The 21021-nt window shown below is 39.7% G+C and carries 18 protein-coding genes and 1 pseudogene; 18 read left to right on the forward strand and 1 reads right to left on the reverse strand.

Features of this window, described 5'->3' with window-relative positions:
• The first annotated feature begins 46 nt into the window (after positions 1 to 46).
• From kdpB to ASE74_RS12790, 9 genes are all read left to right on the forward strand, one after another.
• Positions 47 to 2074 (forward strand): potassium-transporting ATPase subunit KdpB, encoded by a 2028-nt coding sequence (kdpB, locus tag ASE74_RS12750; RefSeq protein WP_055909582.1) that lies wholly within the window; start codon positions 47 to 49, stop codon positions 2072 to 2074.
• Between the two features lie 36 nt (positions 2075 to 2110).
• A complete protein-coding gene (locus ASE74_RS12755) occupies positions 2111 to 2671 on the forward strand; it encodes a K(+)-transporting ATPase subunit C (protein ID WP_055909586.1) in 561 nt (186 codons plus the stop codon).
• Positions 2672 to 2809: 138 nt separating this feature from the next.
• The gene (locus tag ASE74_RS12760) at positions 2810 to 3880 is read left to right on the forward strand and encodes a porin (RefSeq protein WP_055909589.1); all 1071 of its coding nucleotides are present in this window, start codon (positions 2810 to 2812) and stop codon (positions 3878 to 3880) included.
• Between the two features lie 133 nt (positions 3881 to 4013).
• A complete protein-coding gene (locus tag ASE74_RS25135; protein WP_055909592.1) occupies positions 4014 to 4262 on the forward strand; it encodes a hypothetical protein in 249 nt (82 codons plus the stop codon).
• Between the two features lie 6 nt (positions 4263 to 4268).
• Positions 4269 to 5399, forward strand: a complete 1131-nt coding sequence (locus ASE74_RS12770; RefSeq protein ID WP_055909595.1) for a histidine kinase — start codon at positions 4269 to 4271, stop codon at positions 5397 to 5399.
• A 165-nt stretch (positions 5400 to 5564) separates the two neighbouring features.
• A complete protein-coding gene (locus tag ASE74_RS12775; protein WP_055909598.1) occupies positions 5565 to 5930 on the forward strand; it encodes a hypothetical protein in 366 nt (121 codons plus the stop codon).
• A 186-nt stretch (positions 5931 to 6116) separates the two neighbouring features.
• Complete coding sequence (locus tag ASE74_RS12780) at positions 6117 to 6485, forward strand: PleD family two-component system response regulator (RefSeq protein WP_055909601.1); 369 nt, start codon at positions 6117 to 6119, stop codon at positions 6483 to 6485.
• Between the two features lie 148 nt (positions 6486 to 6633).
• On the forward strand, positions 6634 to 8418 hold the full coding sequence (locus ASE74_RS24415) for an ATP-binding protein (protein WP_082458766.1): 1785 nt from the start codon (positions 6634 to 6636) through the stop codon (positions 8416 to 8418).
• A 180-nt stretch (positions 8419 to 8598) separates the two neighbouring features.
• Positions 8599 to 9141 (forward strand): DoxX family membrane protein, encoded by a 543-nt coding sequence (locus tag ASE74_RS12790; RefSeq protein ID WP_055909604.1) that lies wholly within the window; start codon positions 8599 to 8601, stop codon positions 9139 to 9141.
• A 127-nt stretch (positions 9142 to 9268) separates the two neighbouring features.
• Here the strand turns inward: ASE74_RS12790 and ASE74_RS12795 are convergent, their stop codons facing one another.
• Positions 9269 to 9907, reverse strand: a complete 639-nt coding sequence (locus tag ASE74_RS12795) for a hypothetical protein (protein WP_055909606.1) — start codon at positions 9905 to 9907, stop codon at positions 9269 to 9271.
• Between the two features lie 221 nt (positions 9908 to 10128).
• Between ASE74_RS12795 and ASE74_RS12800 the strand changes: the two genes are divergently transcribed.
• The 9 genes and pseudogenes from ASE74_RS12800 (at position 10129) to ASE74_RS12830 (ending at position 20958) form a co-directional block, all read left to right on the forward strand.
• Positions 10129 to 10923, forward strand: a complete 795-nt coding sequence (locus tag ASE74_RS12800) for an SDR family NAD(P)-dependent oxidoreductase (RefSeq protein WP_055909609.1) — start codon at positions 10129 to 10131, stop codon at positions 10921 to 10923.
• Positions 10924 to 11327: 404 nt separating this feature from the next.
• Positions 11328 to 11861 (forward strand): DinB family protein, encoded by a 534-nt coding sequence (locus ASE74_RS12805; protein ID WP_055909612.1) that lies wholly within the window; start codon positions 11328 to 11330, stop codon positions 11859 to 11861.
• 197 nt (positions 11862 to 12058) lie between these two features.
• On the forward strand, positions 12059 to 12424 hold the full coding sequence (locus ASE74_RS12810) for a DUF2200 domain-containing protein (protein ID WP_055909622.1): 366 nt from the start codon (positions 12059 to 12061) through the stop codon (positions 12422 to 12424).
• Positions 12425 to 12440: 16 nt separating this feature from the next.
• Positions 12441 to 12638, forward strand: a pseudogene (locus ASE74_RS24420) (helix-turn-helix domain-containing protein); the annotation flags it as partial.
• 812 nt (positions 12639 to 13450) lie between these two features.
• Positions 13451 to 16834, forward strand: coding sequence for a TonB-dependent receptor (locus ASE74_RS12815; RefSeq protein ID WP_235526079.1), 3384 nt, complete (start codon positions 13451 to 13453; stop codon positions 16832 to 16834).
• Positions 16835 to 16843: 9 nt separating this feature from the next.
• Positions 16844 to 18334, forward strand: coding sequence for a RagB/SusD family nutrient uptake outer membrane protein (locus ASE74_RS12820; RefSeq protein ID WP_055909625.1), 1491 nt, complete (start codon positions 16844 to 16846; stop codon positions 18332 to 18334).
• Between the two features lie 6 nt (positions 18335 to 18340).
• A complete protein-coding gene (locus ASE74_RS12825; RefSeq protein WP_055909628.1) occupies positions 18341 to 19756 on the forward strand; it encodes an arylsulfatase in 1416 nt (471 codons plus the stop codon).
• A 424-nt stretch (positions 19757 to 20180) separates the two neighbouring features.
• On the forward strand, positions 20181 to 20336 hold the full coding sequence (locus tag ASE74_RS24730) for a hypothetical protein (protein WP_157255418.1): 156 nt from the start codon (positions 20181 to 20183) through the stop codon (positions 20334 to 20336).
• Between the two features lie 7 nt (positions 20337 to 20343).
• A complete protein-coding gene (locus ASE74_RS12830) occupies positions 20344 to 20958 on the forward strand; it encodes a GNAT family N-acetyltransferase (protein ID WP_055909792.1) in 615 nt (204 codons plus the stop codon).
• The last annotated feature ends 63 nt before the right edge of the window (positions 20959 to 21021 follow it).

A 21021-nucleotide genomic window follows, 5' to 3' on the forward strand; every position in this document is an offset into this window, starting at 1 on the left:
GTATTTCAATAAGCTCAGCACGACAAAACAATAATAAAATTCAAATATGAAACCCAATAATAAATTGTTCGAACCTGCCTTAGTGCAGACCGCACTTAGACAATCTTTTATCAAACTCGATCCAAGGGTAATGGTCCGCAACCCGGTTATGTTCACTGTAGAAATCGGAACCCTGGTAATGGCTTATGTTACAGTATATTCATTTAGCCACAGCGGGCAAGGATCGCCTTTATATAATTTCTTCATCTTTTTAGTGCTTTTGCTTACTGTACTTTTTGCAAATTTTGCGGAGGCCATTGCCGAAGCAAGGGGTAAAGCGCAGGCAGATAGTTTACGTAAAACAAGAGAGGAAACACCTGCAAAAGTGCTTTTGCGAAATGGTATAATCGAAATCCGCTCTTCTAACCAGTTGAAAAAAGGTGATGTTTTTGTTTGCGAAACCGGAGATACCATTCCTACAGATGGAGAGATTATTGAAGGTATTGCTACAATCGACGAATCGGCCATTACTGGTGAATCTGCTCCGGTTATCCGCGAATCTGGAGGCGATAAATCTTCGGTAACAGGAGGAACAAAAGTTTTATCTGATGAGATTAAAGTTCAGGTAAGTACTGCTCCTGGAGAAAGCTTTTTAGATAAAATGATTGCCCTGGTAGAAGGTGCCTCGCGCCAAAAAACACCAAATGAAATTGCCTTAACCATTTTACTGGCAAGCTTTACCCTGGTATTTATCATTGTGTGCGTTACTTTAAAACCTTTTGCCGATTACGCCAACACACCCATTACCATTGCTGCATTAATTTCCCTCTTTGTATGTTTAATTCCAACCACCATCGGCGGACTTTTATCGGCCATCGGCATTGCCGGGATGGACAGGGCATTAAGAGCCAACGTAATCACAAAATCTGGTAAAGCAGTAGAAACCGCAGGCGATATTGATGTATTGCTTTTAGATAAAACCGGAACAATTACTATAGGAAACCGTAAAGCCACCAATTTTTACCCAACTGCTGGCGTAAACATTAAAGCTTTTACCGATGCCTGTGTGCTAAGCTCATTGGCAGATGAAACCCCTGAAGGAAAATCAATCATCGAACTGGCTGCAGAACAAGGTATAAAATCTGTAGGAACACCTGAAGGATCAACTTTTATAAAATTTACTGCCGAAACACGCTCAAGTGGATTAGATACTGCTGATGGAAGAAGAATCAGAAAAGGGGCCTTCGATTCGATTAGAAATATAGTAGAAAAGGCCGGAAATATATTTCCATCTGACATTGAAAACCATGTAAAGGCAATTGCAACCAATGGCGGTACACCCCTTGTAGTATCAGAAAATGAAAAAGCCCTTGGCGTAATCGAATTGCAGGATATTATTAAACCAGGTATAAGCGAGCGATTCGAACGCTTAAGAAAAATGGGTGTAAAAACGGTAATGGTTACGGGCGATAATCCATTAACGGCTAAATATATTGCTGAAAAGGCTGGTGTAGATGATTTTATTGCCGAGGCTAAACCCGAGGATAAGATGAATTATATTAAAGATGAACAGGCACTTGGTAAACTGGTGGCAATGATGGGTGATGGTACCAATGACGCGCCTGCTTTAGCCCAGGCCGATGTTGGTGTAGCCATGAACAGTGGTACACAAGCTGCAAAAGAGGCTGGTAACATGGTCGATTTAGATAATGATCCTACCAAGCTAATTGAGATTGTAGAAATAGGAAAACAATTGTTAATTACCCGTGGTACGCTAACAACCTTCTCTATTGCGAATGATGTTGCCAAATATTTCGCCATCGTTCCGGCATTGTTTATTGCCTCGATACCTGCTTTGCAAAGTTTAAATATCATGGGCTTACACAGCCCCGAATCGGCCATTATGTCGGCAGTAATTTTTAATGCCATTATTATTCCGATCCTAATCCCGCTGGCCTTAAAAGGTGTGGCTTACAAACCTATCGGTGCCACTGCATTATTACGCAGAAACCTGTTTATATATGGTATTGGCGGCGTTGTAGCACCATTTATAGGCATTAAAATAATCGATTTATTAGTGGGGTTATTTGTCTAAAAAAATCTGTTTATCAGTAAAATAAATTTTAATAAAATGAAAAAGTACATCATTCAATCTATCCGCTTAACCCTTGTGCTATTGGTACTGTTATGCGTAATATATCCCATCAGTGTGGCCTTTATTGGTAAAATGTCTAAAGGAAGCGGTGGAGGAGAAAAAATCACTAAAAACGGTAAAACAGTGGGTTATGCATTACTGGGCCAGTCGTTTACCAAGCCAGAATATTTTTGGGGAAGGCCATCAGCAGTGGCTTACAATGCAGCTGGCTCTGCCGGATCTAACAAAGGTCCATCCAATCCTGATTATTTAAAAGAAGTACAGTCGCGTATTGATACATTATTGAAGTACAACCCAGGTATCAAAAAATCAGATATTCCTGCCGATATGGTTACTGCATCAGGTAGCGGGCTCGACCCAAATATTTCTGAGCAAGGTGCAGCCATTCAGATCCAACGGGTTGCGAAAGCCAGGAATATAGATGAGAAAAAAGTAAAAGAACTTATCGCGATGAATACCCTTAAACCTTTTATGGGCGTTTTTGGCCCTTCATCAGTAAATGTGCTGAAATTAAACATTGCACTTGATGAACTTTAAATAATCCACGAACGTCATTTCGACCGTATTAGAGAAATCTTTTGAATTAGATCGCTCTATTTCATTGCATTCATCCGATAGCTATCGGACAGAGATGACGCTCACATTAAACTTTACTTAATAAAACAATCAGATAAAATGAAAAAATTACTATTACTAGCCGCTACACTCACTACGGGTTTCTTCGCGAAAGCACAGGAAGAACCAAAAATTAAAGTAACAGGTTACCTCGAAGCTTATTACGGATATGATTTTAACAAACCAGCCGATCATAACCGCCCGGCATTTATTTATTCGCATAACCGTGCAAACGAAGTGAACCTTAACCTTGGTTTTATTAAAGCAGCTTACGATAGTGGCAATATCCGCGCTAATTTAGCGGTAATGGCCGGAACCTATACCAATGCAAACCTTGCTGCTGAGCCTGGTGTGCTAAAAAACATATTTGAGGCCAACGCTGGAGTAAAATTATCCAAATCAGAAAACCTTTGGATTGATGCCGGAATTTTCTCTTCTCATATCGGGTTTGAAAGTGCAGTTTCAAAAGACTGTTGGGTGCTTACCAGGAATATTTCTTCAGAGAATACGCCATATTATGAATCTGGGGCTAAAATCAGCTATGGAACAAATGATGGTAAGTTTTCTGCTACAGCACTTTACCTTAACGGATGGCAGCGTATTACACGCCAAAATGGAAACAATAAACCTGCCGGCGGACTTCAGCTTACCTGGAAACCAACCGATAAAATTACCGTTAATTATAGCAATTATCTTGGAACAGAAGGTGCCGATTCGGCCCGGGTAAACAGGTTTTACCACAATATTTACGGCATTTTTCAGGTTACTGATAAATTTGGCGTAACAGTCGGTTTTGATTATGGCACCCAACAGAAAGTAAAAGGAAGCGATGATAAAAATGAAGTGATTTCGCCAGTGGCAATTCTCCAATACAAATTTGCACCTAAATGGGCTGTAGCCGGAAGATTTGAGTATTACGAAGACAAAAACGGCATTTTTATCGCTACAGGAACAACAAATGGTTTCAAAACCAAGGGTTATTCATTAAATCTTGATTATGCGCCAATAGCAAACGCTGTAATTCGATTAGAAGGAAAAGCTTACGATAGCAAAGACAAAATATTTGCAAGAGAAAATGCTGCGGTAAATGCAAATGCTACCCTTACGGCAAGCATAGCAGTTTCGTTTTAGCATTTAATAGCGTCGTCATTTCGGGCAGAGCATGTTGGAGTCGATAAGTCTATTGTAGATCTTTCCGTTCCGTTGCAATCGGTCGAGATGGCGGCTATTTTAAAAATAATTCCTGTAATCATCAATTGTAACAATGCATCCTTATATAGAAATCATCTTCAGCCTGTTTTTAGCCATTACCGGTAAGTTAATGATCAGAAAATTGAATGCGTTAAAAAGGAGCAAGGCATCTCATCTCAAAAAAAGTTATACGGCGCATAAACATGTTAATTTGCTTACCAGGAAAATTTCATTCAGGTTTAAGGTTATATTGTTTACCCTTGTAATAATTGTTGCCTTCAGCATATTAATAGAAAAAGGAATTGTAATAGTTACCTGGTAAAAGATTATGGAAGAAGAACAAAAAGAAGAATCGGTTAGGCACTTTTTGGATCTGGTAAAAAAATCCAGGCGCGGGAAACTTAAAATCTACATCGGTATGAGTGCCGGGGTGGGCAAAACGTACCGCATGCTTCAAGAATCACATGCGCTGTTGCGCAACGGAGTTGATGTTTGCATCGGTTATGTAGAAACCCATAAAAGAGCAGAAACAGAAGCGCTTGTTGCAGGCCTTCCCATTATCGCACGGCGAAAAATATTTTATCGGGGCAAAGAAATAGAGGAGATGGATCTGAAAGGAATTATAAACCGCCATCCCGAAATCGTTATTGTAGATGAACTTGCCCATACCAATGCCGAAGGCAGCAAAAATACCAAACGCTGGCAAGATGTTTTCGACCTGCTCGAAGCAGGGATCAGTGTAATATCCGCAGTAAATATCCAACATCTCGAAAGCATAAATGAGGAAATTGAACAAATTACCGGAATTGCCGTTACCGAACGCATTCCCGATAAAATATTGGAACTTGCTGATGAAATTGTAAACATCGATCTCACAGCTGATGAACTGGTTACCCGGCTTAAAGAAGGGAAAATTTATGATCAATCTAAAATTGAAAGGGCATTAGGCAATTTTTTCCAGTCAGACAAAATTCTCCAACTTCGCGAACTTGCCCTTAAAGAAGTTGTGCATCAGGTAGAACGGAAAATCCAGACAGAAATTCCCAAATCAATAAAACTCCGGCCCGAGCGATTTCTTGCCTGTATTTCTTCCAATGCAGAAACAGCTGGTGTGGTAATCCGCAAAACAGCAAGATTGGCTTCATACTACCGTTCTCCGTGGATCGTATTGTATGTGCAAAGTGATAATGAAAGCTTGGAGCGCATTAAGCTGGATAAACAGCGGCACCTTATCAATCATTTTAAATTGGCAACCGAACTTGGTGCAGAAGTGATTAAAGTAAAAAGTAATGCAATAACCAAAACCATTATCGATGTGGCCACCGAAAAAGAAGTTACCACCATTTGCATCGGCAAGCCACACCTTAATATTTTCCAGGTAATTCTCCGTACCGCAGTTTTCAATGGTCTTTTGAAAAATCTGGCCATGAGGGATATCGATCTCGTTATTTTATCTTAAAACCCTTAATTATTGATCGTTAGTGAAAAGTCAAACTCATCACGATATAAAATTGCTGTCCGCTAACACTAAAATTGATAAATGCTACGGCATTAAGTCTTTCTCAAATTAATCAAAACTATATCACAGCAATTGGGTTCAAATAATAGGACCTATGGAATTGATATGGAAAAAAAAGATACTAGAACACATTTGATTAATGCAATTACGACTGCCGGCTTACAAACTGCTGCAAAAAAAATTGGTGCATCTGCAAGTAAGGCACAAGTTAGAAGAGGCATTTCGAAAAACATAAGTTTAATTGACGAACTTTTGCACCTGGTATTGGTTAAAAGTAAAGATTCTTCTAAGCGTGTACAGAGAAATATAGAATTTGCGGGCTTGGGCATTATCGCTGCACACTCCTTTTACCGTGGTTTTAGAAAGAAAAAACGTTTAGCAATTATTGAAGGGGTATTTTTAACCGCTGCACTTGGGGGTGTATTATTGGCTACACAGTTTAAGCCTGCAAAAAGAGCAATCGGGAATTAATCACGCTTTTTTACTATTGTAAATAAACCACAATTTCATTCAAAAAATGGAAAATTCGCTTAGCGTTTAGCTGTTTTTTTTAATACCATCATTTTTTGTACTCCTATAGTGTAACAGCTAAAACATTATCTGGCAAGTGTTGTTACATTATCACTGTTTAGTTAAACAAATAAGGGTGATATAGTTATGGGCAAGAAAATATGTTTGTTGGAAGATGATGAGGGCATACGTGAGATTATCGAAATGATACTGACCGATGAACAATATGAGGTTTATGGATTCTCGAACATAAAAGACTTTATGGCCTTTAAGGATAAGGGGAAACAGGATTTGTACCTTCTCGATGTTAGGTTGCCTGATGGGAACGGCTTACTGGTATGCGATGATTTAAAAAATGACGAGGCCACTAAAAAGATACCCATTATGATGATGAGTGCCCATGCAGGCCTAAATGAAATGAAGCGCAACTGCAAAGCTGAAGATTTTATTGCCAAACCTTTTGATATTTTTGATTTGCTTAAAAAGGTAGATTATCACCTTACAAATCCTCACTAAATAGATCTCGTACAAGCCTTAGGAATATTAATTGATGTGCCAAACATTTGTGTCGCCTGGCTGTTACAATACTAGATAAATCATAATATTATTTTTAATAAACCCTTCACTTAAAGGTAGTTAATTGCTTTAAAGTAAAATTATAACAATGGAAAATACGTTCGGAAAGAATATTATCCCCGATAATGATGTCGAGCGTGTTGAAGCCCTCAAGCGCTACAAAATTATAAATACCCCACCAGAGCATTGTTTTGATCATATTGCGGGTTTGGCTACTCAAATATTTAATGTACCCGTTTCTTTAATCTCACTTGTAGATGCAGAACAGGTTTATTTTAAAGCCAATGTTGGTATGGGCAAGGCAACCACATCACCAAGGGGCGTAAGTATTTGTTCACTGGCTGTTTTAGATCCGGAGGTTACCGTTTTCGAAAATGCACCACATGAGCCATGTTTGCTTACCAACCCAAATGTTGCAGGCAGTTTTGGTTTAAAATTTTATGCAGGTGCACCATTAACTACAGCTGATGGTTTTAGGATTGGTACTTTATGCATTATAGATAAAATACCCAGAAAATTTGATGCGAACAGCAGAGCCATTTTAAAAAGCATGGCTAAAATTGTGATGGATGAAATTGAATTGCGCCTTTCTTCTATCAGCGAAGTAGAGTTACAGCATCAGTTAATGGAAGAAACTACAGCTTCAAATGAAGAATTGCTGGCTTCTAATGAGGAGTTAATCCGCAGTCAGATAGAAGTGGGAAAGCTAAATGCCGAATTATCTGAAACTAACAGCGAAATCCGTGCTGCAAATGAAGAATTGCTCTCCGTAAATCACGCCCTCAAGGTTACGCAAAACAGTTTATTATTGGTAAATGCAAAACTGGCAGAAAGCGAAAACCTGAAAAATATGGCAATCGAACAAGCCGATTTAGGCATTTGGTACATCGATGCCGATACAAGGGCATTTATTCCTTCGCCACGCTTAAAGCAGTTTTTTGGTTACCATGAAGATGAAACAATGCCTTACGAGGCTGCGGTTTCTCAAATTAGAGAAGATTATAGTGCCAAGGTGGTAGAAAAAATTAACGAGGCTTTTCTTAATAATGAATCCTACGATCTTGAATATCCCATTATCGAATTCAGGAGCAAAAGGCAACGCTGGGTAAAATCAACAGGGAAACTGAACCCTGCCGAAAAGGGAAGAAAATCATATTTCTCTGGTACTGTATTGGATATTACCGAGCAAAAAGAAAACGAACAGCGCAAAAATGATTTCATCAGTATGGTAAGTCATGAACTTAAAACACCGCTTACCTCAATGGGTGGTTATATCCAGGTGTTACAAATGCGTGCCGATAAAAATAAAGATGGCATGAGTGGGAATATTCTGAGCAGGGCTTATATTCAAACCAAGAAGATGAGCACCATGATAGATGGTTTTTTGAATATGAAAAGGGCCGATACAGGAAAAATACCCATCGACCTGAAATTATTTGATATGGCCGACTTAATTAAAGAGGCCGAAGTAGAATCGCTGGCCACCATCTCCTCCCACAATATTATTTTTGCACCTGTAGAAACAACACCTGTTGTAGCCGATAAAGATAAAGTTGGGCAGGTAATTACCAATCTGATCAACAATGCGGTAAAATATTCTCCACTTGGCTCTACCATTAATGTAGCCTGTATCAGGGTTAATGAAACTGCACAGGTGAGTGTAAAAGACGAAGGTATGGGTGTGTTGCCTACAGATCAGGATAAATTATTTGATCGTTTTTTTAGGGTAGATAGTAAGCAAATGGCCAATATCAGCGGTTTTGGGATTGGGCTTTACCTTTGTGATGAGATTATCCGTGGCCATGGAGGAAAAATTTGGGTAGAAAGCGAATTAGGAGTTGGCTCAACTTTCTATTTCAGTTTGCCACTTTAAAACAAAACGACCCATAGCCTCCAATCTTTTTATATAAATCACATCTTCTATTCTCTACAATAACTGGTATAGCATTTTAGCGATTAACCATGCTTTAACATCATAAACGAGTAGGTAACCCCTTTTGGAAGTAAACTCAATGATGTTAATCGACGTATATTAAGGTCTAAAACCTATAGCATGTTCAGTATCCTCAGAATAACAGAATCAAGAATAGTAGCCTGGAAAGCACGGAACGGCATTAATATTTTGCGTATATGTCTGGGTATTATATTTATCTGGTTTGGAATGCTTAAATTTTTCCCTGGCATGAGTTCTGCAGAAGAAATTGCAGGGCGTACTATACTCAAACTTACTTTCGGGGCCATCAAACCCTCCATTTCCATGCCTATATTAGCAATTTGGGAATGCGTTATTGGTATTGGCTTAATTACAAAAGCCTGGCTTAGACTAACTTTAATTTTATTGTACATGCAAATGGCTGGTACATTTCTTCCGCTAATTTTCTTCCCTCATGAAACCTTTCATCATTCGATACTGGTTCCAACACTGCTGGGGCAATATATTATAAAAAACTTTGTATTGATTTCTGGCGGGATTTTAATTGGTGCAACATTAAAAGGGGCGAAGTTGGTAGCTAAAACACAATTAAATGAGAAGTCATTAAAACTCGAAAAGCGCTTTGGTAGAATCAGGCGTATCATTAATCTACAAGCCATTTGAACTTTGATTAAATTATTTTGCAATAATTAAAACAATAAAAAAGGTATCGTGTTATATCAATACATCTACCGTAAACATTTACAAAACAGACTTTGCTCAGCAAGGTCTGTTTTTGTTTTATAACCAATTAAGCTTTTAATTCCATTATAAAAATATACCCTTGGGCAGAGTTTGTTTGCACATTAACGATATAATTTTTACCATTATTTCTAAATGCATATACGGCAAAAGGTTCATCATCAGAAAGTGCGAAAGTATGCCCTTTGCCGTTCCAAATGTTTCCTTTCAATTTTTGCCTCAAAGCCTCATTCGCAGTATCGTTGGCAGGATAATTTCCACTGTATAACTGTTTCGCCCCTATTTTACTTATATAGTCAGTTAACTCCTGATTAAAAAAGCGTTGATTAAAATTCTGACTTTTTTCATCTGCAAAAGCAATAATACCAAGTTTCCCTTTGGTGGTGTAAACGCCAGTGCCAGTATAGTTTTCCAACATTTCATTTTCAAAAACATCAGTCAGCCCGGCTTTTTCATCTACAATTTTTATACCTTCCGGAGCTTTAAAAAAAGGAAATTCGCCAATTTCTTTAACCTCAGGAATAGTTTTCCAGTCGATTTCGGTAGCGGTAACACTTCCGCTGGTTTTTGATGGTTCAGTTTGACTGGTTGTGGTACTATCTTTAAGATTTACTTCTGCTTTTTTCTCTTTGTTGTTACAAGAGGCCATAGCTACCCCTAGGGCGAGAGCGATTGCTGTTTTTTTCATAAATAGATTTGATTACGTTTTAGCTATATGTTTATTATAGCCAGACTCTGTGTTCAAAAATGATGCCCGGATTGCTTTAACGATTATTCATTTTTAGCATATTGAAATGACACATTTTAAGCAGAAAATTGTTCAGTTTGTATTGCTTAAAGCAACTAAGTTAAAAAGTTTTACATGCCAAATGGCAGTTAATATTATGATTAACATTTTAAAAATTAGAAATGGATTTACAATTAAAGAATAAAACAGCTTTTATAAGCGGCTCTACCGCTGGTATTGGATTCTCAATTGCCGAAAGTTTGTTAAAAGAAGGCGTAAAAGTAATCATAAATGGCCGTTCGCAGCAAAGTGTAGATGATGCAGTTAAAGCATTGGAAAGTATTGCAGGCAGTGAATTTATTTCGGGTATTGCTGCTGATTTTTCGAGTGCCGAAGACGTAAACAGGCTGATTGCAGCACTTCCTGAAATCGATATTCTGGTTAACAATGCTGGAATTTTTGAACCCAAAGCCTTTGAAGAGATAAGCGATGAAGATTGGTTCAGGTTTTTTGAGGTAAATGTAATGAGCGGCATCAGGTTATCCCGCGAGTTGTTCCCTAAAATGTTGAAGAAGAACTGGGGCAGAATTATTTTTATTTCAAGCGAATCGGCTGTGTTTATTCCGGATGAGATGATCCATTACGGTATGACCAAAACTGCCCAGCTGGCGGTAAGTCGTGGCTTGGCAGAATTAACCAAGGGTACAGAAGTAACTGTAAATTCAATTTTGCCAGGGCCAACAAAATCAAAAGGAGTGGGTGGTTTTATTGAAGATTTGGCGAAAAAGGGAAACATTAGTATAGCAGAGGTAGAAACCGACTTTTTCAAAAATATGCGGCCTACTTCATTGTTACAGCGCTTTCTTGATGTAAGCGAAATAGCGAATGCCGTTACTTTTTACGTAAGTCCTTTAGCTTCTGGCACCAATGGCGCAGCCATTAGGGTAGAGGGTGGTTTGGTAAGATCGATCTTGTAATATAATATTGTGCTGAACATGGTGAATTATCTTTAGGTACTTAATATCTAAGGCATTTCGCTTGGTTCAGCATGATGATTTGTTGATTCTTTTACAATGCCTTATCTCAGTTGAAAAAGAAGTTAGCAATAAATAATCAAAGATTTGTTTTCACTTGCGTTTCTTAATGGTAGACGAAATTTCTCACAGGTTTTGTTTATATTTGATTATCAATTTATAAGCTATGTTGTTATTCGCAGTTCCGTTATATTTTATTGCATTTTTCGGCTGGATGATTTATGCCGCTTTCATCAAGAAAAACCTTAAACAAAATATGTCTATGGTTTATTTTGGAGGCACATTTAGCGTAATCTGGTTGCTGATAATAACGGTTTCCTACCTATAAGGCAATATTTATTTAAGATATGTCGCAAAAGTTAGAAGTTTGGCAAAGAGGTCCGCTGCCAGAGTTTAATCCATTACTACAGCCTATTGCTCATGCATTACTGCAAGCCAGAGAGGAGATTAACGAATACATGGATGGTTTTCCGGTAGCTTTACTTTGGGAACGCCCGGCCGGAATGGCTTCTACAGGTTTTCATCTTCAGCACTTAAGTGGCGTACTCGATCGGGTTTTTACTTATGCAAGGGCACAAGGGCTTTCCCAATTTCAGTTTGCACAATTGGCAGAAGAAGGTAACGATGCGGCAGATCCATACACTGTGGCCGATTTGGTAAACCGTTTCAGTAATCAGGTCGATTTAGCCTTGGCGCAGCTAAAAAATACAGATATATCTACCCTGCCCGATTTTAGAGGAGTGGGCCGTGCAGGCCTCCCTTCAACTGTAATAGGTTTGTTATTCCATGCAGCCGAGCATACCATGAGGCATGTTGGTCAGCTAATGGTTACCGCAGCCGTGGTTAAAAAAGACTATTATGTTGGTTCAGAGCGGGCTTAAACTGCTTTTCAAATAATGTTTTCCTGGTGTTGTAGGTGTCATCTTTTTTTTTGGAAACCGGAAAGACAGGTGCGTTTGGGTAATAATTGCTATTATTCATCAATATGAAAGAATGCTAGATTGATTTATCCTTCCTAAAAATAAATGTTAAATTTGGTATCGCTATAGGCAATAAGGTTTAACATTAGCATATCCATATGAATACTTCTGATACCCACAATGAGCGCATTGCAAAAATGACATTTGCTTCAGTTTATCCTATGTATGTGGCAAAAGTGGAGAAAAAAGGCAGAACAAAAGAAGAATTAGATGAAGTGGTTACCTGGTTAACAGGTTTCAACAAGCAAAAACTCCAGCAGCTTATTGATGAAAAAGTAACTTTTGAAAGCTTTTTTCAGCAGTCAACATTAAATCCTAATGCATGCCTGATCACCGGATCAATTTGTGGGTACCGCATTGAGGAAATCGAAAATATTTTAACCAAACAAGTCAGGTACCTGGATAAGTTGGTTGATGAATTGGCAAAGGGCAGAGCGATGGAGAAAATATTACGAAAGGCATAAAGAGTATCGGTAAAGTATTTTAACGGGGCAGAGCACGCAACAGCATGTGCACAATAAGCTTATTGAAAAAGCCAAAGAAAAATTATCTACTTCAAATTTATCAGTCAGCGAAATTGCCTATCAATTGGGTTTCGAACATTCGCAATCGTTTAGTAAACTGTTTAAAGCAAAAACGCAGCTTTCGCCACTGGCGTTTAGGGCAACTTTTAATTGATTAATACATGAAATGGTATGATCAAAGCTCATTACGATGGGCTTTAGTTTTAACATCATATTGGTAATGCCCGCTTATTGCAGATCGGATAAATGGTTTGACTTTTTCCCTTCGTTAATTACTTTCCCAATCTCCATCACTTTTGCAATACAATCCATTTACTGAATATTTTTATCAATAGAATAATTATTGAGCATGCAAATCGTTATGCCATCGTTGCCGGAAGTTCAAAAATTATCAAAATCGTAAATTTTGTTAAATGTTTGTAGGGCATGTTAAGATAATATAATTTTGTCTACTAATAAGATAGACTTTATATATTATGAATCCCAAACCACTCCTTACTCCCTACCATCTGATACCAAAAATTTGCTACAGTAACCGCTGTAGTTGTTGTTGAATTAATCTTTTCTCTGGCAGAAAGCTTCTCGATAGATTTTTTTTTTAACAACTCATATCGAAAGTGAGGTTACGGCACGGCAAATTTTCCTCATCATCAATATTTGCTATATGATCTTTGCATTAAACAGCAAAACATAAGCGTAGCCATTTACCTGGTTATACATATGAAGCAGGTAAACACAATATGAGGTAGAAAAAGAAGCTTACCAACAGCGCAGCGTTATAATTTACAACATAGGGGAAATGCATTTCTGCACATTCCTCACATTAAACCATTTAACCGGAGATCAATTGGCGTTGCACCCGGTCTATTTATTCAATGATCATGCTAAAATTAAGAAAATTGCAGGAGTTTTTTCATCCCATTAAGCCCATTGCAATTTTATAATTGGCATAAACCAACCTTAATTATGAAAATAAGCGGAATGTTCTGGAAGGACTCGCATCACAAACCTTTGTTAAAAACACTTTTTTTACCAGGTTTAACAGGGTTTTTCCTGTTTTCCTCCATTTTACCTGCTTCGGCAAATAAAAGTATTAAAGAAACACATGTTAAGCTACCTGCGCACCCGAATAGCCCCCAAACTGCAAACCCACCAGTGTACAGCACTTTTGGTGTGCTAAATGTTGTTCATCAGCGATGGAATGCCATTACAATTAAGGGAAAAGTGACCGACGAAAAGAACCTTCCGTTGCCGGGGGTAAGCATACGTATAAAAGGAACTGCCCAGGCAGTATCTACCAATCCTGATGGCGAATTTCAATTGGTTACCGAGGTAAACCAACCCACATTAGTTTTTACCTATGTAGGCTACAAAACCCAGGAAGTGCTTTATAAAGGCGAACAACTTTTGATTAAGCTCGATCCCGATCAAAGTAAGCTAGATGAAGTGTTGGTAGTGGGTTACGGAACCCAGAGAAAAAGTGATGTTCTCGGTGCTGTGGCTAGTTTTAATGCAAAAGCTGTAGAAGAAAAGCCGATATCGAGGGTAGAGCAGGCACTTATCGGCCAAATGGCTGGTGTGCAGGTAAGGCAGCAAAGCAGCACACCCGGTGCAGGCCTAAGCATTCAGGTACGTGGGGCAGGTTCCATTACAGCAGGTAACGAACCCCTGTATGTTCTGGATGGTTTCCCGCTTGATGTAGCCAGTCAGAATGCCGCTGGCGGAATCTCCAACAGTCCGCTTGATAACCTTAACCCTAACGATATTGAAAGTGTACAGGTATTAAAAGATGCTGCTGCCGGGGCTATTTATGGTTCACGTGCGGCGAATGGCGTTGTGATTATTACCACCAAAAAAGGTGTGGCGGGTAAACCCCGAATCACTTTAGACGCCAATGCAGGCATCAGTTCAGTTGCCAGAAAAATCGATATGCTCGATGCTGATGAATGGGTGGCCCAGGCAACCGAACTGGCCAACGCGGCATGGGTAGCATCGGGTACGGGCAGAACAGCCAGCCAAAGCAATGCAGAAAGAGCTGCTATTTTAGGTTTGGCCGCAGGCACAATAAACACCAGTTACATGACGGATCCGAGGTGGGCACAGCCCGGGCACCCGGGGCTTGATTATGTAGATTGGCAGGATGCAATTTTTACCAGTGCACCTTATCAAAACTATGAGGTTTCGGCAAGTGGCGGATCGGAAAACGTAAACTACTTTATCTCCGGTAATGTACTCAACCAAAATGGAACGCTGATTAACTCCAATTTTAAAAACTATGGTTTAAGGGCCAATGTAGAAGCCAATGCCAGTAAAAAACTTAAGTTCGGAATCAATCTCGCGCCATCTTATTCTGTTAACAATGCGCCACCGGGCGAGGGTAAAGACAACCAATTGATGAATGCCTTACAAATGGTACCCGTTGTAGAAAGTACGGCAGGATTAAATTCCGGTGCTTATGGTTACAGCACCTACACCTGGGGTAGCCCAAGGATAATCAGCCCATATGCTTACCTGGAAACAGCCATTAACAAAGTGAAAACTTCCAGGCTGCTTGCTTCCGTATACGGAGATTATCAGATTATAAAAGGCCTGTCGTTACGCTCGAGTGTAAATTATGACAACCTGGACAGGAACACTTCAAAATACACATCCGATCAGGTTACTGTAGGCGCAGCATCAGCTTTATTAACCAACCCTGGCTTATACTCAACCGGTTCTTATGCGGTAATCAAAAAACAAAATTTCCTAAACGAAAACACACTAAATTATAGTACAACAATTGCTGGTGTACACAAAATTTCGGCCGTTGCAGGGGTATCTTACAATATTGTACATACCGAGGGCGTGAGCCTTGCAACAGCAGGTGGTTTTGCAAATGATATCATTAAAACCCTAAGTAATGCCATTGCCAACTCGGCAGGTGTTACCACCACAGGAACATCAACCGCGGCAAACAGTACGCTTTTTTCTTACTATAGCAGGTTGCAATATGCTTTTAAAGACCGCTACCTGTTATCAGGTACCATCAGGAGGGATGCCTCTTCAAAATTCGGTACCGAAAACCGGTGGGGTACCTTTCCTTCGGTATCTGCCGGATGGAAAGTTTCAGAAGAATCTTTTCTTAAAGATGTTAAAGCCATCAGCGAACTAAAATTAAGGTTAAGCTGGGGTAAATCGGGTAACAACAACATTGGCGATTATAACGCCATAAGCACACTTATAAATGCCAACTATGTATTTGGCGGCAATACGCCAACAACAGCCACCGGGCAGGTGGTTTCGGGCCTTGCCAACAAAGCACTGAAATGGGAAACATCCAACACTTACGATCTTGGTTTAGACCTCAGTTTATTGGCCAACAGAATCAATTTTACTTTCGATGCCTATCATAAAAAGAATACAGATTTATTATTAAACCTGCCGGTACTCTCTGCAAGTGGTTTTAGCAGCAGCTTACAAAATATAGGCGCAGTTGTTAATAAAGGTTTAGAGTTTGGGTTGAACACCGTAAACGTAAAAACGGCCAACTTCAGCTGGACAATGAATGCCAACATTGCCTTTAACAAAAATACGGTAACCGATCTTGGCCCTACACATGCTGATATTGAAATTGCCTCTGCTTACAGCGGGAGCAATGCCCCATATCTGTTAAGGGAAGGGCTGCCTGCCTTTAGCTATTACATTACCAAAACGGATGGCATTTTAACTGCTGCTGATGTTGCCAATCCGGCGGTGGCAAAAGTATCAGGACAGAAAGCTGGAGATGCAAAGTATGTTGATGCCAACGGTGATGGAAAAATAAGTGCTGCCGATAGGGTAGTGGGCGGCCAGCCTTCTCCGAAGTATACCTGGGGCTGGACAAACAATTTCAAATATGGCAACTTCGATCTTGGCGTACAGCTGTATGGCCAGCATGGAGGTTCGATACTTTCGTACCTGGGCAGGGCAATAGACTTTTCCGGAAGTACAACAGCTAATGTACTTGGGGTATGGAGAGACCGCTGGACGGCGGCAAATCCAAATCCGGATGCACCAAGAGGTAAACTGGGTGCAACTTATACCTATCCCAATGTAACTTCAGATTGGGTATACTCCAGCGATTTCTTCAGGGTACAAAATATCACCTTGGGTTATAACCTTAAAGGATTGATTAAAACACGGGGCATCTCATCGGCAAGAATATTTGTGGCGTTAGAAAATTATTTCAGTCATGATAACTACAAGGGTGGGGCCAACCCCGAAGCGCAAAATACAAATGTAAGCGGCGATGCCAGCTACGCAATATCGGGCGATTACGGTTCGGCGCCATTAAGTAAAACAGCATCAATTGGTATAAATATTGGCTTTTAGTAAAATAAGATGAAAACGAAAATATACTTAACCCTGTTCTCTGCAATACTGTTGTTAAGCAGCTGCGAAAAGGAATTAAATCAAACACCAGAATCGAGTTTAGCCACCGATAATTTTTTTACGAACAACAACGACTTTCTTCAGGCCGTAAATGGTGTGTATGCACAATTGAGTAATTACCCAAGCCAGGCCTTATGGTTAGGTGAAATGCGGAGCGATAACTTAAATGCCACATCTGACGGTAACCGCGATTGGGACGGGATTAATAATTTTACACCAAGCATTACCACAACGGGCTTTATCGCAACCGCATGGAAAGCAAATTACAATGGCATATACAATGCAAACACAGTACTTGCAGCATTAGAAACCAAAGGAAGCGTGCTTACCCCTGCAAACGCCACCAGGTATGCAGCTGAAGTTCGTTTTTTGAGGGCTTTTTACTACTTTTCCCTCGTTCGTACCTTTGGGCAGGTGCCCTTAATTGCAACGGTTAAGAGTGCAGCAGAAGTAACCAGTATTCCCCGAAGCCCGGTAGCTGAAGTGTATGCGCTGATTGAATCGGACCTGCAATATGCTGCGGCCAACCTGCCGGCCACCTTTACAGGTGCCGACCTTGGAAGGCCAACCTCGTATGCTGCAAAAGGCTTATTGGGCTTGGTTTATTTAACCAAATCGGGTCCCACTTATGGTATAAACGGACCTGGCCTTAACAGCAACGAATATGATAAGGCTGCGGCCCTGTTTGATGCGGTACTTACCGGCAGCCCTTATAGTTTTGCCCCTAATTACGCTTCCATCTTTTCGTATACCAACGAAAACAACAGTGAAGTGGTGTTCGATGTGCAGTTTGCATCCAGTTTAAACGGAGCTGGTTTTCCTTCACATCTGGTACCTGTAGCGTATTGGACGGGCAACGGAATATCCAACAGCTTTGGAAATGGTTATGGTGCCAGTACCTTTCCGGTGGCCAAAAATCTTGTTACTGCTTACACCACCAATACGGTTAGCGGAACAGATACGCGGTACCCATTTAACGTAGCCACAACCTATACTGCGGGGCCTTTTATTAAAAAATATATCGATGTAGCCAAAAAAGGCTTGTCTGGCAAAGATTGGTCTGTTAACTTTATCGTACTGCGTTATACCGATATTTTGCTTATGAAAGCCGAATGTATTTTGCATGGAGCGGCAGGCACGCAGAGCGATGTTGATGCAGCGGTTAATAAAGTTAGGGCCAGGGCAGGTGTAGGTGCATTAACTAATGTAACCATACAGACTTTAATGCAGGAGCGGCAGAGAGAATTTTTGGGCGAAGGCCTCCGTTGGAACGATCTTGTGCGCGAAGGACTTGCCGTTACACAGATGAATGCCTGGAGGGTGGCCGATGGGATTGCTAAAATTAATGAAATTGTACCCAACTATGTAATTTATCCGGTACCTGCTGCAGAAATTCAGACAGCACCTGGCCTATATATTCAAAACCCGGGTTATAACTAGTGTATTATGAGAATTACAAGTGTTGATTTTAATAAAATGACCATAAGAAGTTTAATCATCATCAGCTTTTCGCTGCTTTACAGCGGAGCAGTTTTTGCCCAGCGAAAGGCGGGACAAAGGCCAAACATTGTTTTTATTTTGGCCGACGACCTGGGTTATGGCGACGTTGGTGTGTACGGGCAGAAGCAGATCCTGACCCCTAATATTGATAAGCTGGCCAATGAAGGCACGCGGTTTACCGATTTTTATGCCGGGGCACCGGTATGCTCGCCCTCTCGCGGATCAATACTTACCGGGCTTAACACCGGGCATGCCACCATTAGGGGCAATGCAACCGAGCAAGGCGGAATTGCAGGTAAGAAAGGTAAAAATGTAGTGTACAGGGCCAACCTTACCAAAGATGATTATACGATAGGAAACCTGATGCAGGATGCCGGATATGAAACTTCACTCGTTGGAAAATGGCATGTAGATGGTTACGATTCGCTTGCTACACCTTTACAAAGGGGCTTTGATCAATTTTCGGGCTGGCTGATTAATATTCCTTCCACCTACGCCAGCACCTATTGGCCCGATCACCGTTACATCAACGGAAAACTTGTAAACGTGGCACCAAATGCCGATGCAAAAAAAGGATACTATGAAACCAATATGTGTACGGATGAAGCATTGACCTATCTGCAAACGCAGAAAAACAATAAAAAGCCTTTCTTTTTAATGCTGAACTTCAACAATCCGCATTCGCCGCTTGATGTGCCAGACCAGGCCATTTACAAGAATAAAAACTGGCCGGAAGATATGAAAACCTATGCCGCCATGGTGTATTATTTAGATCAATCGGTAGGAAAAATAAAAGATTACCTGGTAAAAAGCGGATTGTCGGAGAATACAATCGTGTTCTTTGCATCCGATAACGGGCCAAGATCGGAGCCAACGAGCCAGCTCAAAGCGGTATCAGAATTTTTTGATTCGAACGGTAAGCTTAAAGGCTACAAAAGGGATATGTATGATGGAGGAATCAGAATCCCGTTTATTGCCTGGGCACCCTTTATTAAAAACGCCCCGAAAACAAGCGATGTACCTGGATATTTTCCTGATATTATGCCAACGTTTGGAGAAATTGCCGGTAAAACCTCCGGATTCCGTACAGATGGCACCAGTATCTATCCGGTAATGAAGGGAGCAAAAGTTAAAACTGACCGGTTTTTATATTGGGAGTTTTTCGAGCTGGGCTTTGAACAGGGTGTACGGTACGGCCGATGGAAAGCAGTAAAAAGACACCATAAACTGGAACTTTACGACATTAAAACAGACATTGGCGAAACCAATGATGTTGCTGCGGCCCATCCTGATGTGGTGAAAAAAATTGAGGATTATCTATTAACCGCCAGAACTGATTCGCCTTATTGGACGGTGAAGTAAAGCATTTTTACTATGGTGAATTTTGTTATAAGCTTTGTAAAATGGTGAAGTTAACATTTTATGAATAACTTAATTTATCTCCAATAATTTCAAATTTTTATATTTGATTGTCATAGAATTATCATTTAGTATGTTTCGATAAAAATGTTTATTCGAAAATAGATACTGCAGCGAATCATTTTAAAGCAATGTAAACAACTCGTATTATGATATTGATTTTGGTATTGTTTGTATGCAAGATCGCATCAAGGTAGTGCATCTATGTGTCAGCCTAAACAACTTATAAACTGCATCTTACGCTGAAAGAAAGATTTATAACCTATTCTTTACAGCTTGAGACAGAAAAAAAATATCATATTGACAAATTTTATATATGGACTATCTTTGGCATTAGAAATAATAAAAATAACAAAAACTACGAATCATGGCAATTGCAATTAAAGTTATTCCAGTCTTAAAAGACAAGGTGGCTGCTTCGTTTGAAAAGCAAGTTTCCTCAAACTTTAACAAAAAGGCCTCTGTCGACTTTTCGTCTCAAGTTAAGTCGGCAAGTAAAATTCTCTCAAAAGCAAAGATATAACATATTAGTGGCTGGAAATTTTTTAGAAGAAAAGTGCACCTTGGAAAACTATGTTGATGTAGTTGAGAGGTGCACTTTTTTTGATTGCAAGCATCAGGATTTAAACGATTTCTTTCAAAATGATGCAAAGGCATATTATGAAAGTTTACTTGGTGAAACCTATTGTTTTACGCTTGATGAAGATCCCAAGATCATTATTGCTGAGTTCACTCTTTCAAATGACAGTGTAAAAACTACTCACCTTCCTAATGCAAGAAGCAAGAAAGTTCAAAAAGATATTCCTAGAAAAAAAACAATGCGTTCTTATCCTGCTGTTCTTATTGGTAGATTAGGTATAAACGGTGATTTTAAAAGACAAGGGATAGGTGAGCAAGTCATGGATTTCATTAAGGCGTGGTTTACAGAAAGAAGTAATAAAACTGGTTGTAGATTTATCGTAGTTGACGCTTATAATGAGCCAATTCCTTTAACTTATTACGAAAAGTGTGGATTTGTTTATTTGTTTTCAACTGAAGAACAAGAGAAAGAATACCTCACTTTAGACCCCGAAGATAAACTTAGTACTAGATTAATGTTTTTTGATCTTATTGCCTTAAGAAATCTTGGATCAATAGAAGCTTAAAAGCTTAGTTTGCGTAGAAATAGCAACTTATTAACATTCAAAACTCAATATTACGCGATTTTG

This window comes from Pedobacter sp. Leaf216, from assembly GCF_001421515.1.
In the GTDB taxonomy this organism is placed as follows: domain Bacteria; phylum Bacteroidota; class Bacteroidia; order Sphingobacteriales; family Sphingobacteriaceae; genus Pedobacter.

Coding starts and splice junctions, on each gene's coding strand:
- kdpB (WP_055909582.1), top strand. CDS start 47: ATGAAACCCAATAATAAATTGTTCGAACCTGCCTTAGTGCAGACCGCA.
- ASE74_RS12755 (WP_055909586.1), top strand. CDS start 2,111: ATGAAAAAGTACATCATTCAATCTATCCGCTTAACCCTTGTGCTATTG.
- ASE74_RS12760 (WP_055909589.1), top strand. CDS start 2,810: ATGAAAAAATTACTATTACTAGCCGCTACACTCACTACGGGTTTCTTC.
- ASE74_RS25135 (WP_055909592.1), top strand. CDS start 4,014: ATGCATCCTTATATAGAAATCATCTTCAGCCTGTTTTTAGCCATTACC.
- ASE74_RS12770 (WP_055909595.1), top strand. CDS start 4,269: ATGGAAGAAGAACAAAAAGAAGAATCGGTTAGGCACTTTTTGGATCTG.
- ASE74_RS12775 (WP_055909598.1), top strand. CDS start 5,565: ATGGAAAAAAAAGATACTAGAACACATTTGATTAATGCAATTACGACT.
- ASE74_RS12780 (WP_055909601.1), top strand. CDS start 6,117: ATGGGCAAGAAAATATGTTTGTTGGAAGATGATGAGGGCATACGTGAG.
- ASE74_RS24415 (WP_082458766.1), top strand. CDS start 6,634: ATGGAAAATACGTTCGGAAAGAATATTATCCCCGATAATGATGTCGAG.
- ASE74_RS12790 (WP_055909604.1), top strand. CDS start 8,599: ATGTTCAGTATCCTCAGAATAACAGAATCAAGAATAGTAGCCTGGAAA.
- ASE74_RS12795 (WP_055909606.1), bottom strand. CDS start 9,907: ATGAAAAAAACAGCAATCGCTCTCGCCCTAGGGGTAGCTATGGCCTCT.
- ASE74_RS12800 (WP_055909609.1), top strand. CDS start 10,129: ATGGATTTACAATTAAAGAATAAAACAGCTTTTATAAGCGGCTCTACC.
- ASE74_RS12805 (WP_055909612.1), top strand. CDS start 11,328: ATGTCGCAAAAGTTAGAAGTTTGGCAAAGAGGTCCGCTGCCAGAGTTT.
- ASE74_RS12810 (WP_055909622.1), top strand. CDS start 12,059: ATGAATACTTCTGATACCCACAATGAGCGCATTGCAAAAATGACATTT.
- ASE74_RS12815 (WP_235526079.1), top strand. CDS start 13,451: ATGAAAATAAGCGGAATGTTCTGGAAGGACTCGCATCACAAACCTTTG.
- ASE74_RS12820 (WP_055909625.1), top strand. CDS start 16,844: ATGAAAACGAAAATATACTTAACCCTGTTCTCTGCAATACTGTTGTTA.
- ASE74_RS12825 (WP_055909628.1), top strand. CDS start 18,341: ATGAGAATTACAAGTGTTGATTTTAATAAAATGACCATAAGAAGTTTA.
- ASE74_RS24730 (WP_157255418.1), top strand. CDS start 20,181: ATGGCAATTGCAATTAAAGTTATTCCAGTCTTAAAAGACAAGGTGGCT.